General features: G+C 59.4%; 13 protein-coding genes. 9 read left to right on the forward strand and 4 right to left on the reverse strand.

Going from position 1 to position 13,211, the window contains the following annotated elements:
* The first annotated feature begins 18 nt into the window (after positions 1-18).
* On the forward strand, positions 19-675 hold the full coding sequence (locus tag AUR04nite_RS12200; RefSeq protein ID WP_246055515.1) for a cysteine hydrolase family protein: 657 nt from the start codon (positions 19-21) through the stop codon (positions 673-675).
* Here the strand turns inward: AUR04nite_RS12200 and hutI are convergent.
* The 3 genes from hutI to tdh form a co-directional block, all read right to left on the reverse strand.
* Positions 662-1,858 carry an imidazolonepropionase gene (gene hutI, locus AUR04nite_RS12205; RefSeq protein ID WP_141365397.1) on the reverse strand — a complete coding sequence of 399 codons (1,197 nt, stop codon included), beginning with the start codon at positions 1,856-1,858 and terminating at the stop codon, positions 662-664. The genes AUR04nite_RS12200 and hutI overlap by 14 nt on opposite strands.
* Positions 1,859-2,019: 161 nt before the next feature.
* The gene (locus AUR04nite_RS12210) at positions 2,020-3,237 is read right to left on the reverse strand and encodes a glycine C-acetyltransferase (RefSeq protein WP_141365399.1); all 1,218 of its coding nucleotides are present in this window, start codon (positions 3,235-3,237) and stop codon (positions 2,020-2,022) included.
* A 36-nt stretch (positions 3,238-3,273) separates the two neighbouring features.
* Positions 3,274-4,326 carry an L-threonine 3-dehydrogenase gene (gene tdh, locus AUR04nite_RS12215; protein WP_141365401.1) on the reverse strand — a complete coding sequence of 351 codons (1,053 nt, stop codon included), beginning with the start codon at positions 4,324-4,326 and terminating at the stop codon, positions 3,274-3,276.
* A gap of 135 nt (positions 4,327-4,461) precedes the next feature.
* On the opposite strand from tdh, the gene AUR04nite_RS12220 reads away from it, so the two are divergent.
* Positions 4,462-5,367, forward strand: a complete 906-nt coding sequence (locus tag AUR04nite_RS12220; protein ID WP_141365403.1) for a LysR family transcriptional regulator — start codon at positions 4,462-4,464, stop codon at positions 5,365-5,367.
* Here AUR04nite_RS12220 and AUR04nite_RS12225 read toward each other — a convergent pair.
* On the reverse strand, positions 5,360-5,782 hold the full coding sequence (locus tag AUR04nite_RS12225; RefSeq protein ID WP_141365405.1) for a GNAT family N-acetyltransferase: 423 nt from the start codon (positions 5,780-5,782) through the stop codon (positions 5,360-5,362). The two genes, AUR04nite_RS12220 and AUR04nite_RS12225, sit on opposite strands and share 8 nt — an antisense overlap.
* Positions 5,783-5,895: 113 nt before the next feature.
* Here AUR04nite_RS12225 and AUR04nite_RS12230 point away from each other — a divergent pair, with 113 nt between their 5' ends.
* The 7 genes from AUR04nite_RS12230 (at position 5,896) to AUR04nite_RS12260 (ending at position 13,208) form a co-directional block, all read left to right on the forward strand.
* Positions 5,896-6,501 (forward strand): GNAT family N-acetyltransferase, encoded by a 606-nt coding sequence (locus AUR04nite_RS12230; protein WP_141365407.1) that lies wholly within the window; start codon positions 5,896-5,898, stop codon positions 6,499-6,501.
* A 400-nt stretch (positions 6,502-6,901) separates the two neighbouring features.
* Positions 6,902-7,843 carry an ABC transporter substrate-binding protein gene (locus tag AUR04nite_RS12235; protein WP_246055516.1) on the forward strand — a complete coding sequence of 314 codons (942 nt, stop codon included), beginning with the start codon at positions 6,902-6,904 and terminating at the stop codon, positions 7,841-7,843.
* Complete coding sequence (locus AUR04nite_RS12240; protein WP_141365411.1) at positions 7,840-8,742, forward strand: diaminopimelate epimerase; 903 nt, start codon at positions 7,840-7,842, stop codon at positions 8,740-8,742. The genes AUR04nite_RS12235 and AUR04nite_RS12240 overlap by 4 nt, the downstream gene beginning before the upstream one ends.
* Positions 8,735-9,580: a class I SAM-dependent methyltransferase gene (locus AUR04nite_RS12245; protein WP_218024681.1), complete on the forward strand. Its 846-nt coding sequence runs from the start codon at positions 8,735-8,737 to the stop codon at positions 9,578-9,580. The genes AUR04nite_RS12240 and AUR04nite_RS12245 overlap by 8 nt, the downstream gene beginning before the upstream one ends.
* A 3-nt stretch (positions 9,581-9,583) precedes the next feature.
* On the forward strand, positions 9,584-10,879 hold the full coding sequence (locus AUR04nite_RS12250; RefSeq protein ID WP_141365413.1) for an opine metallophore biosynthesis dehydrogenase: 1,296 nt from the start codon (positions 9,584-9,586) through the stop codon (positions 10,877-10,879).
* Positions 10,876-12,111, forward strand: coding sequence for an MFS transporter (locus AUR04nite_RS12255; RefSeq protein WP_141365415.1), 1,236 nt, complete (start codon positions 10,876-10,878; stop codon positions 12,109-12,111). The genes AUR04nite_RS12250 and AUR04nite_RS12255 overlap by 4 nt, the downstream gene beginning before the upstream one ends.
* 17 nt (positions 12,112-12,128) lie before the next feature.
* Positions 12,129-13,208, forward strand: coding sequence for a FecCD family ABC transporter permease (locus AUR04nite_RS12260; protein WP_246055517.1), 1,080 nt, complete (start codon positions 12,129-12,131; stop codon positions 13,206-13,208).
* The last annotated feature ends 3 nt before the right edge of the window (positions 13,209-13,211 follow it).

Genomic DNA, 13,211 nt, shown 5'->3' on the forward strand with positions numbered 1-13,211 from the left:
GCGGGAATCCATCGGATAATGACATTTACGCCACTGTCGCCAAGTCGTCAATCAATAGATGATGAAGGCATGAAACCAAAATCTCAGCGAATTGCGCTGGTCGTCATCGATGTCCAAAACACATTCGACAATCATGCATATTGGGGTACGCGCGATAATCCTTCAGCAGAAGCAAACATCGACCTGCTGGTCAAACATTGGACTGACATCGGCCAACCGATCGTGATGGTGACGCATACGTCCAGTAACCCAGAATCGAGCTTCTACCCAGAGCATCAATCAGCTCAGTTGAAGCCATTCTTGCGCGGTGTTGTTTCGGCAGTGCACATCACGAAGACCGTTAATTCGGCTTTTCTGGGCACCCCAGATTTGGCTCAATGGCTACATATGGAAGAGATCAGTGAGCTAGTTATCTGCGGAATCCAGACCAACATGTGCGTCGAAACCACCACCCGGATGGCGGGGAACCTGGGCTTCAGCACGAAAGTGGCACTCGACGCCTGCCATACTTTCGATTTGCTGGGACCAGCTGGACGCAGGTTCAGCGCCGAACAGCTTTCCGCAGTGACTGCCGCCAACTTGTACGGCGGCGGATTCGCCGACATCGTACAGACACAGGAATTATTGGCGGCAGCCACCGAAGAAAATCTAGGTGGGCTTCCTAGCCTTCGCTGACCAGCGCGCCGCCCTGGTACACGCTATGGGTCAGGTTCATTCCCGGACGGTAGGCAAGATGAGCCGCCACAGGAGCATCCAGCACGTGCAGATCTGCCCGCTTGCCGACCTCCACGGAACCCACCTTGTCGGCAACACCCAGCGCCAATGCGCCGCCGTAGGTTGCAGCTTCGATGGCTTCATCCAATGACAGGTGCATCTGCAGCACTGCGGTCGCCACACAGAAGTTCATGTTGCTGGTGTAGCTGGTCCCCGGGTTGCAATTGCTGGCCAAGGCAATCTGCACCCCGGCATCCAGCAGTTCGCGGCCCGGCGCCAGAGGCTGGCGGGTGGACAGGTCGCAGGCGGGAAGGCAGGTGGCCACCGTGCCAGCGCTTCCGGTGCGGGTAGCGGCGTCCCACCCGGTCCAGGTGCCGGCCAATGCCTGCACGTCGTCTTCATCCAGGTAGTTCACGTGGTCCACCGAGGCGCTGCCGAATTCAACGGCGAGCTTGACGCCCGGGCCTGGGCCCAGCTGGTTGCCGTGTACCTTGGTGGCGATCCCGTGGGCCACTGCGGAGGTCAGCACGGTGCGGGTCAGTTCTTCGTTGAAGGCTCCGCGTTCGCAGAACACATCGACGAAGTCGACGTTGGCGGCCACCGCATCCATCATCGGCCCGGCGACCAGGGCGGTGTATTCGTCAGCGTCCTGCCCAGCGGGAACCAGGTGCGCTCCGAGGAAGGTCAGGTTCTCCACCAAGGGCTTGGCCAGCGCCGCATGGCGGGTCTCCTCCGAGAGGTTCAGGCCGTACCCGGTCTTGGTCTCCATCCAGGTGGTGCCCATGGACAGGGCCTCGCGGCGGCGTGCGGACACCAGGTCTGCCAGCTGGGTGTCGGTCTGGGAGCGAGTGGCTTCGGTGGTCACGGCAATGCCGCCCGCGGCGTAGGATTGGCCTGCCATGCGGGCGGCGAATTCCTCGGCGCGGTCTCCGGCGAAGATCAGGTGGCTGTGGGAGTCGACCCAGCCCGGCAGCACTGCACGTCCGCCCAGATCGTGGATCTCGTCTGCGGCAGGGGCGTCGGCTGCGGCACCGACCCAGCTGATCAGGCCGTCTTCGATGAGTACCGCAGCATCGGCGATCACGGTGTGTGCGGCGTCGACGGTGTTCAGCTGTGAGATGTTGGTCAGCAGCAGCGTGGCCATGGATCTATCCCCTTAGTAGTGGTGTCGCAGATGGGCGGGTTCTAGGCCCTTGGATGAGCCTAGCGCGGTTTTTAACCCGACAGGGGCCGCCAGCGGCCGGAGAGTCTGGGATTACAGACTGATCCGGCCGGCTGGCGGCCCCTGCTTGCTGTGCTCGGGATTTAGGCAGCGAGCACTGCGTCGCGGCTGGCGATGAATGCCTGCACGCAGGCTTCAATGTCTGCCTCGCTGTGCGCTGCGGAGAGCTGGACGCGGATGCGCGCCAGGCCCTGCGGCACCACCGGGTAGGAGAAGGCGGTGACGAACACGCCATGCTCCAGCATCTTCTCAGCCACCTTGCCTGCCACTACTGCGTCGCCGAACATCACTGGGATGATCGCGTGCTCGCCTTCCAGCAGCTCGAAGTCGGCTTCCGCCATCTTGGAGCGGAACAGCGCCGCGTTGGCGAAGAGCTTCTCGCGCAGCTCGCCGGAGTCCACTACCAGTTCCAGCGCCTTCAGGGTCGCAGCCACGATGGACGGGGCCACCGAGTTGGAGAACAGGTAAGGGCGCGCCTTCTGGCGCAGCATCGCAACGATCTCGCCGCGGCCCGAAACATAGCCGCCCGAGGCTCCGCCCAGGGCCTTGCCGAAGGTGCCGGTGTAGATGTCTACGCGGTCCGAGACGCCAGCGTGCTCCGGGGTGCCGGCGCCGGTGGAGCCCATGAAGCCCACTGCGTGCGAGTCATCCACCATAACCAGTGCGTTGTACTTGTCCGCCAGGTCGCAGATGGCTTCCAGCGGAGCCAGGTAGCCGTCCATGGAGAACACGCCGTCGGTGACGATGATAGTGCGGCGCGCGCCCTTGCCGTCGTTCATTGCGGCGGCGGCCTGCAGCTGGGTTTCCAGGTCTGCCATGTCCTGGTTGGCGTAGCGGAAGCGCGCCGCCTTGGACAGGCGGATGCCGTCGATGATCGAAGCGTGGTTCAGCGCATCGGAGATGATGGCGTCTTCCTTGCCGAACAGAGACTCGAAAACGCCGCCGTTGGCGTCGAAGCAGCTGGAGAACAAGATGGTATCTTCGGTGCCTAGGAACGAGGACAGCTTGGCTTCCAGTTCCAGGTGCGCATCCTGGGTGCCGCAGATGAAGCGGACCGAGGCCATGCCGAAGCCGCGCTCGTCCATTGCCTGCTTGGCGGCTTCGATGATGCGCGCATCATCGGCCAGGCCCAGGTAGTTGTTGGCGCAGAAGTTCAGCACCTTGCGGGCTTCGTCGCCCAGCGAGCCTGCCAGGATGGAGGCCGACTGGGCCGAATCGATGTGGCGTTCTGCCTTGAACAGGCCGGCAGTCTTCAGCTCTGCCAGTTCACCGGCGAGCTGTTCTTTGAGATCGGTGTACATGGGTACTACTTCCTTGTCAGAAAACTAGTCGGAAAGTTACTTGTTGAAGACGGTCCAGTCCAGGACCACCTTGCCGCCGTGACCGCCGCGGGCGGCGTTGAAGCCGTCCTGCCATTCGCTGGCCGGCACGAAGTCGGTGACTACCGAGGAAATGCGTTCGCGCATCAGCTCGGAGCTGGTGAGCATGGCGCTCATGGCGTACCAGGTCTCGAACATCTCGCGGCCGTAGATGCCGCGCAGGGTCAGCATGTGGGTGACCACCTTGCCCCAGTTGATGTCGATGGACTCGCTGGGCAGGCCAAGCATGCTGATCTTGCCGCCGTGGTTCATGTTTTCGATCATTTCAGGCAGCGCGGTCTTGTGGCCCGACATTTCCATGCCGTAGTCGAAGCCTTCCATCATGCCCAGTTCCTGCTGCGCTTCGCGGATGCGCTGCTTGGCAACGTTGACTGCCAGGTCTACGCCCATGGTCTTTGCCAGTTCCAAGCGCTGCTCGGAGACGTCGGTGATAGCGATCTTGCGGGCGCCGATGTGGCGGGCCACTGCGGCCGCCATCAGGCCGATCGGGCCAGCACCGGTGATCAGCACGTCTTCGCCGACCATTGGGAACTGCAGCGCGGTGTGCACGGCGTTGCCGAATGGGTCGAAGATGGCGCCCAGCAGCGGGGTGATGCGCTCGTCGCGGTGAACGTAGACGTTGCTTTCAGGGATGCAGACGAATTCTGCGAAGGCGCCGTCGCGCTGCACGCCGACCGAATCCACATTGATGCACATCTGCTTGCGGCCGGCACGGCAGTTGCGGCACAGCCCGCAGACGATGTGGCCTTCGCCGGAGACGCGGTCGCCGATCTTGACGTTGTGGACGAAATCGCCCACCTCGACAACCTCGCCGTAGAACTCGTGGCCCGGAACCAGCGGGGTGTTAATCATTGCCTTGGCGGCTTCGTCAAAGGCTTCGATATGAAGATCGGTGCCGCAGATGCCGGTGGTCATCACGCGGATCTTGACGTCGTGGACGTCGACCTCTGGTTCTGGACGGTCAACGAGTTCTAGGCCTGCGTGCGGGCCGGACTTATACAGGGCTTTCATCAAGGCGTCCTTAGGTATCGGAGGTTGCAAGCAACACATATCGAAGTGATTCACTTCAAGTGTCGCACCGGGAGCCCCACTAAAACACCTTAGTTGATCCTCGATTTACTGATCTTACGATTTAGTATTTACTTCATGGAATTACATCAGCTGAAGATCCTGCGCGAGCTGGCGGATCTGGGCAGCGTCAACGCCGTAGCAAAGGCCCTCTATGTTTCCCCTTCAGCAGTTTCGCAGCACTTGGCGCAACTGCAACGAGGGTTCGCTGCTCCCCTCACCCAGAAAGATGGGCGCAGGCTCGTTCTCACCGCCGAGGGGAAAATTCTCGCTTCAGCTGCAGGAGACGTAGCTTCGACACTGGCCCAGGCAACGGCGAAAATCCAGAGCCAGGACCAGGACCGCACGACTCCAGTGAAAATTGCAGGCTTCCACTCCATTGGCCAAACGATCTTCGCCCCGCTGCTCGCCTTCCCCGAAGGTCAGCTTCCGCAGTTGCATTTTTCCGATGAAGACGTCTCCCAGCAGGACTTCCCGGGACTGACGTCGATCTACGATCTGGTCCTCGCCCACCGCATGCCGCATACCGCTCCGTGGCCGGAAAACCGCATTTCAGTGATCCCTCTGGCTTTCGAGCCGCTGGACATCGCCCTGCACCGCGACCACCCGCTAGCCAAGTTCGAGCAGCTGTCCCCGACCCAGGTCATCGGCGAGCGCTGGGTGGTTTCACGCTCTGGCTATTCCCCTGCGGACGTGCTGGAAACCATCGCTGCCCTAGCAGGCAGCGCACCGCAGATTGAGCACCGGGTCAATGACTACGCCACGGCAGGCGCCCTGGTCGAAGCCAGCGGCTGCCTGGGGATTCTTCCTCGGTATACGGCACGGCGCTCATTGGACGAGACAGTGACTTTACGACCAATCAAGGGGTTGAATTCCGGTCGACAAATCGACCTTTTGGTACGTGCAGAGCACTTGCATCGCGCTCCAGTTGTTGAAGTCATCGAGGCAATTAGAAGCACGGTCCAGCGGCTGGTGATCAGTTGAGCGGCTGGACGGGCAGTTGCATGCCCCGCGAGCGTGAGATTTCGTGGAAACCAACCTTTTCATACAACCTACGCCCGGGCGGATCAGCAATCAGCGTGATGTAGGGATTTTCAGGTGCACTAGATCGAATCTTTGCGATCAGCGTATCGATAATCTTGCGCCCCAAACCCTTTCCTTGATACGCAGGAAGCGTTGCCATATCGGCAATGTGAAAATACCAGCCGCCATCGCCGATCACTCGACCCATGGCTACCGCTCGCCCGGTTTCAGAATCGGCAAAGTGGCAGAAGTACCAGCTGTTTTCTATTGCGCCGCGGCCCTGCTCAGGGGTTTTGGGCGAAAGCCCCGATTCGCGGCGCAGGGAAAGATATTCTTCCAGTGTTGGCGGTTGTTCAATGAGTTGAAATTGCTCCACGTTAGATCCTTCGCTTGCCTTTGCTTATGCAACATCCTAAGGATGAGTTCCGACACTCCAAGAATCCCTATGGCTAGGTTTCCCGTAACGCCACACACGCATACAGTAATGCCATGCCAGAATTCGAGCCGCTGTCCCTTCGCGGAAAACTAGTCACCCTTGAGCCGCTGTCCATTGAACATCACGATGGGCTGGTAGAAGCAGCCAGCGACGGAGAATTGTGGAATCTCTGGTATACCTCGGTGCCGCGTCCGGAAGCTATGGCTGCAGAGATTCAGAAACGGTTGAAACTGCAAGCCGAGGGCTCCATGCTTCCATTCACCACTCGCCTCAATGACCCCCAGACCGGAGAACCGGGAAAGATCATCGGCATGACGACCTATTGCGACATCGACCTATCGGTTCCCAAGGTGGAGATCGGCTACACCTGGAATGCCGCAAGCGCCCACGGCACCGGCACCAATGCAGAGAGCAAGCGACTGCTCCTAACCCACGCCTTCGAGCAGATGAATTGTGAAGCGGTGGTATTTTGCACCCACTGGATGAACCAGCAGTCTCGGGCCGCCATCAGCCGCCTCGGCGCCAAGCAGGACGGAGTACTGCGAGCACATACCCGCATGGCTGATGGGTCCCTGCGCGACACGGTAGTCTTCTCGATACTCGTTGCCGAATGGCCTCAGGTGCGCAACGAGCTGGACCGAAGACTCAATCGGTACTAGCAAAGCCGCATCATGCAACCGCTCAAATCGTAATATTTCATGCTCGACCGGAACTTTTCCGGTCGAGTTTTTCTTTACTTGCAGCGTCCTGTTTGATGCTTCCACCCCGCGATTCGGCGCTGGCTTCACGCAGATTTTACGTTGCGTAGGCATGAAATCGCCTAGCCATGCACCATTCCTGCCGATAGCAGTTGAGCCTGGACAACACCTCCCCCTTCTTGACTAATGAGAATAATTCTCATTAGCATTTAGTTCGAAGTCGCATCCCAGCACTAAGCACCCTTCGTTTCTCCGCCCACCATGAATTGAGGCACCATCCTTGCGCACAGCAAATTTTTGGCAGATGTCCCTTCCTGCAATTCTTCTACTGACACTCACATCCTGCGGAGCACCTAGCGGGATGGCCCAGGAGCCAAGACCTTCAACTTCTAACGACCCCATTGTTCTCGACAGCTGTGGCCGCCACGTGGAATTTGCGGATCAACCCGAGAGTGTTTTCGCAGTGGGTTCCGAAGCACCCGCACTGTTGACGGCTGCGGGCGCCGGCGACAAGCTCACCCACTATGCCGGAAGCCTGAACGTTCCTTTCGACAACAGAACCAGCCATGCCGTCGCCCATGCCGAAAGAGTCGTTGAGGACTCTCATGATGTGTCTTACGAGATGATCATCAATTCCGGAGCCGACGTAGTCATTGGCACAGACATCACCTCGGGCGTCGACCTGAATTCTCTGGCAGAACGCCTCGAGGAAGCAGGCATCAAGATGCTGACGGTCAGCGGCTACTGTGCTGGTTTCGAGGATCGATCCACCGGCGGACTCAACGGTTTCGATCAGATCTACCACGATGTGGAATCCTACGGAAAATTATTTGGCACGGAACGGGCAGCCGAGGCAGCGATCGATGACATGCGCGGGCGCGTCGCCGCGGCAGCCGATAAGGTTCAGAACTCAACCGGAGAACAAGCACTGCCTTTATACGTACCTGCGGCCGGAACCCTGGGTTCTTACGGGCATGAATCGCTGATCTCAGAGCAGCTGGAACTACTTGGCATGAACAATGTCTTCAATGACGTTGCCAAACGCTATTTCGAGCCATCTACAGAAAGCCTCGTTGACAGCGCAGCCGAGAAGATCTTTGCACTCTATCTCCCCACCGGAACTTCATCACTTGAGAATGATGAACAGGTGATTGAAGATCTCCGCCGGCGTCCAGAACTCAATGGACTGCCTGCAGTCGACACCGTCGGCTCGGTCTTCCCTCTCAACTACTACTACTCATCACCGGGGCCCCTAGCGGTCGACGGCGTTGAACTGCTGGCAGACCGGTTGGCAGGCCAGTGACGCAGAAAACTGCACAACACACTTCAGTATTATCCCCATCTGCCGCTGGCGTCACTTGCCGGCGAAACGCCCTTCGGCACGTCACCGAAATTGATTTCGTCAAGTTGAATCCAACGTCGAATTCCACGGTGCTGATCACCAGCCACCACCCGGTACAGCACTATCAGACAATCGCCGAACAGCTGCTAAGTGCCGAGCATCTGCATGCAGAGCAAATTGGTTTCGTTCTTCCCTCTGCGTCGGACCGGGCTCCACTGCGGCTAACCATGGCTGGCGGTGAATTCTGTGCCAATGCCTGCATGGCATTGGCAGCCCTCCATACGGTGAAGCAAAAGCAAGAAGCATCCCTAGACCTTGTCATCGAAGCCTCGGGAACCAATGAACTAATCGCCTGCCGAGTCGAGCCGTTCTCGAAGGGATTCCGCTGCCAACTGGGTATTGCATCTCCGTTGCAGATCGAACCTTATTCGTTTCCCGCAGAGCATTCCAGAGCAAGCGTGGTGAAATTCCATGACTCGGTGCATCTGGTAGTTGAAGTCCCCGCTCCTACGCAGAACCTTCGCCGTCATGCCCTAGAAGCGGCCCGCCAGTTAGCGGCCAGGGAGGCTGCCAGCGTTGTCGGCGTCATGCTCTACAACCCCGCCGACCGCTCAATTACTCCCCTGGTACATGTTCCTGCGGTGGGAAGCATGATCTGGGAAGGAAGCTGCGGTTCGGGAACTGCAGCCCTCGGTGCTTTTTTGTCAGTTCGCTCCCAACGTTCCATATCACTGGCAGTGAAGCAGCCGGGCGGCATCCTCCACGTCGCCGCCGACAACCGGGCAGGAACAATCACCAATCTCCGCGTCACGGGAGAAGTATCTATCGTCGCCGAAGGAAAGGCCTATGTTCATGTCTAAGCTATTGACCGACCCATCTCAGAAGCAGGCAACGACAGCGCAGGAAATGCGCACCGCTCTAGAAAACTTTGTGCCGCGTTTCGAATCAGCCATCGGCAATTACGATGGGTCAACGCACAGCGCCCAAGAACTCGACGAGCTGCTTGGCGAATACTCGACCTTCATTACACACGAGCCCTTCGCTCAGGAATTTTCAGCTTTCTCCACTCAGCCCGGAAGTGAAGAACTCATCATCCGGCTGCGCGAAATCTCGGCGCGAGGAGTCGCGGTCATGGAGAAGTATCGTGCACTGCACCTGCTGGCAGGACAGAGCCGGCCCGCAGAATACTTCTTGAATATCGAATCGTGCATCGCCGAGGAATTCGGCGCCATGGCGCCGAAGGCTGATTCAAAGGTTCTGCTCATCGGCTCCGGGGCGTTCCCCATGACGCTGCTGTCAACCGCCCAGCTCACCGGTGCCTCAACTTACGGCATCGACATCGACGACGAAGCCATCGCTCTAGGCCGCCAGGTCGTTCAGCTTCTCGGCGAAGGGTTGGAGATCGGGTTGTCAGAACGTCGCATCAATGAATTGGATGACATTGGGCAGGTGACCCACGTCGTCATCAGTTCAACTGTTGCCGCGAAGTACGAGCTGTTGGAGCAGCTTCATGCCCTCACCAGGAAAGACGTCGTGGTGGCGATGCGCTTCGGCGACAATCTGAAATCGCTGTTCAACTATCCGAGCCAACCAGTCGATTCTAGGTTGTGGCGCTTGGAGAGAACCGTCTGCCAACCGGATCAAGTCTTCGATATCGCACTGTATGTAAAACCAGACGATCAGGGACAGGGGTTCTGAACAATGGACGAACTGGGACCAATACTGATCGCAGGCACGGGGCCAACCGCCGTCCAAATGTCTTTGTTGCTGGGACGGCTGACGGGCACCCTGGGACTCGTCGGAAGGGACACTCGCCGTTCGCAAGAATTTTTCCAGAACCTTGACGACGCCGAGGGCAGCTTATGCGCCACCGTTCAAAATACCGCGCACCAAGCGCTTGCCGGAAGGCAGCACATCGATCGGCGCTTTATCGGATATGAGACGGTCAACGGCGAGTGGAAGACTTTAGTCCTGACCGTGCCTGCCGACGCGTATCTTCCGGTGCTGCGCCAGCTGCCGGCCGCAGTGCTCGAACGCACTGAACACGTTCTGCTGCTCTCCCCCACTCTGGGGTCCGGGACCTTAGTGCAGGAATACCTCGACGCTCGGGCAGCATCTGCAGAAGTCATCAGCTTTTCAAGCTACCTCGGAGACAGCAGATGGCCTGAAGGATCACCCGGAAACGCCGTCCTGACAACCGGGCTCAAGGCGCGAATTTATGCAGGCTCGACCCTCGACAGCTCCCCGACTCTGCAACACCTATGCACATTATTCGAATCGCTCGGCACCACGATACGCTCCTTGGCCTGTCCCCTGGATGCCGAGGCCAGGAACATGTCGCTGTACGTGCACCCGGCACTGTTCATGAACGATGTCTCCCTCAACGCCGTCTTTAATCCTTCGGGGCCTCAACTATTCGTTTACAAGCTCTATCCCGAAGGGCCCATCACCACCACGCTGATTCGCTGCATGGTTGATTACTGGAGAGAATTGACCGACCTGATCCAGGCCCTAGGCGGAACAGGAGTCAACCTGCTTGAATTCATGCTCTCTGACGGCTACCGGATCCGTCCCGAAAGCATCGAAGCGGAGTTGGTTTCATCCTTTGACTCTCTTCCCGCAATACAGCAGGAATATTTGGTGTACGTCCGCTATGCATCATTGCTGATCGATCCATACTCCGAACCGGATGCGGCGGGACGGTACTTTGATTTCTCAGCAATCCCCATTCGCCCCATTTTTCTCGACGATTCCGGACGCTGGGACATTCCGCGCATGCCTAAGGAGGACTACTACCGCACCAAAATCATCCAGGGCCTTGCCCACCAGCTCGCGGTGGCCTGCCCAACCATAGACAAGCTCGTGAACCGCTATGAATCCGCCCTTATAAGCAGCGCAGAAGCGCTGCTGAACCATCCACTGACGTCAGCTTTTGAAGTGCAGGACTTCGCCGATGATCTCTCCATCATCTTCACAAAACTCGGGGTCAACGCATGAGCAATACGCGAGTGAATCCCTCATTGGCGCTTCCCAGCGAACGTCGAATCGTCGCCGCCGTCTGGCCCGCTCTGCTGGCCTCTGCGCTGGGCTTGCTGCCCTTTACCCTCTTGTCGACATTCCTCATTCCCATAGCGCAATGGACCGGTGCTGGCGTGGCAGAGATCGGATCGCTGCGCGGCTTGGCGGGCATTGGTGCAGTCATCGTCGGAGTTGTCCTTGCTCCGTTAATTGGTCGTATCCTTCCCGGAAGGGTTGCGGCCGCCGCGCTGGTGCTCATGGGCTTGGCCGCAATCATCGGCACCTTCTCCGGAACGTGGGCATTGGCGATCTTCTGTCTGGCAACCGGCATGTCCAATGCCTTGCTGTACCCGGCGCTTTCCACGGCGGCGGCAGATCGATTCGGCGAAGGCCCCGCCGCCGGTCGTGCGGCAACACTGGTGATGACAGCGCAGACTCTTGCCTCCACCGCCGGGGCGCCATTGCTGGTGCTGCCTGCCATGTGGTGGAGCTGGCAGGGAAACCTCATTGCCATTGCGATTGCTGCGTTCGCGTTAGCACCAGCCTTGCTGCGTTTCGGCAGGCAGAGCACCCAACTAGGAAGCCCGAAACCTCCGTTGAAGTATGTTGCAGCGTTCAAGGCGCTCAGCCGCATCCGCGGAGCTCGGGCGCTGCTGTTGGTTTCCTTCGGACGCGCCGGCGCGTTCATGGGGCATCTGGCTTTTCTTGCACCGCTGTACGCCGAGAAGTTCCATCTCTCAACCGGCTGGTTCGCGTTCGTCTGGTCGCTGAGCGGCGGTTCGTTCTTCCTTGGCCATCTGCTGGCTGGACGCATGCTGAATACTGAAGGGACTTCGCCGCGGCCTCGAATGTGGATGGTCGCCTGTTTGGGAACTTCACTGGGTGCCCTGCTCTGTGTTTATTTTTCTCCGGTTCTTCCCCTCGCGCTGGCAGGCACCGCGGTGCTTTCAGCCAGTCATGCGGTCGTCGCGGCGGCGGTAACGACGCTGCTGGTGCAGCGGTGTTCCGACGTCCGCGGGACTGCTTTGAGCCTGAACGCGGCGGGCATGAGCTTGGGTCTGTTCCTCGGAACTGCGGCCTGCGGAGCGGCCCTGGCCGCTGCCGGATATCCGGCAGCCTGTGCCGTGCTTGTCGGGTTCACCGTGCTCGCGTTGATTGCCGCCCTAAATATAGGTTCATCGCCCTCGGAACCGGCAGGGCAGACTTCATGAGGTTGAATCAAATAGAAGTGACTTCAACAGCCACAGGCTTTGGGGCCGATGATCTGGAGCACGGACGCAGAAGGCGCACTTCGATGTGGTGGGTTCTTGGCCTTGGCATGATGCTTGCGGTCACCATGCTGCTGGCCGTCGGGCTGGGTCCAGTTGCTGTTCCGCTTGACACCGTGCTGCGGATTTTCAGCGGCCAGGTGTCCGGGGAATCGCAGGCGGCGACGTGGAGCACTTCCGAAGAATCCATTGTCATGCTGCTGCGCACCCCACGCGTGCTGTTGGGGGCGGCGGTCGGGGCTGGTTTGGCGCTCTGTGGTGTGGCGTTGCAGGCGCTGACTCGAAACATCCTCGCGGAGCCATACCTGCTTGGCGTCACATCCGGCGCGTCGGCGGTCTCCGCCTCGGTGATCCTCTTCGGGGCCGGTGCCGGCATCGGTTCGGTGTCCTTGGCCTCGGGCGCATTCCTCGGGGCGCTGGGCGCAGGAATAGCGGTATTTCTGCTGGCCCGCGTCGGATCGCAGATGACCTCCGTGCGTTTGGTTCTTGCAGGAGTTTCCGTCGGCTACGTGCTCAACGCGCTCACATCGCTCTTGATTTTTGCGTCCGACGATCCAAATGCCGGGCGCTCTGTGCTGTTCTGGACCTTGGGCTCCCTGACCCAGGCGACCGGAACATCGGCGCTGACCACATGGGCTGCCGTGGTGCTAGCTCTGGTGATGCTGCTCTATAGGGCTAGGCCCTTGGACGCGCTGGCCTCCGGCGATGCGACGGCGCAAACGTTGGGGATTTCTCCGACGAAGCTGAGGGCGGCAGTCATGATCGTGACGGCTTTATGCGTCGGCGCGCTGGTTGCCGCTTCCGGAGGCATTGGCTTTGTGGGCCTGATTGTTCCGCACATTGCCCGTTTATGTGTAGGAGCCACGCACCGCACGCTGCTCCCGGTCGCAGCGCTGCTCGGCGCGATCTTCTTGGTCTGGGCCGATGTGCTGGCCCGTGTACTGGTTGCTCCGCAAGAACTGCCGCTGGGCATCGTCACTGCGTTGCTGGGTGCCCCGTTACTCTTCGTCTTGGTGCGCCGACTCAATTCAAATAGTTAGTCA

Origin of the sequence: Glutamicibacter uratoxydans, from assembly GCF_006539925.1 — a bacterium.
Taxonomy (GTDB): Bacteria; Actinomycetota; Actinomycetes; order Actinomycetales; family Micrococcaceae; genus Glutamicibacter; species Glutamicibacter uratoxydans.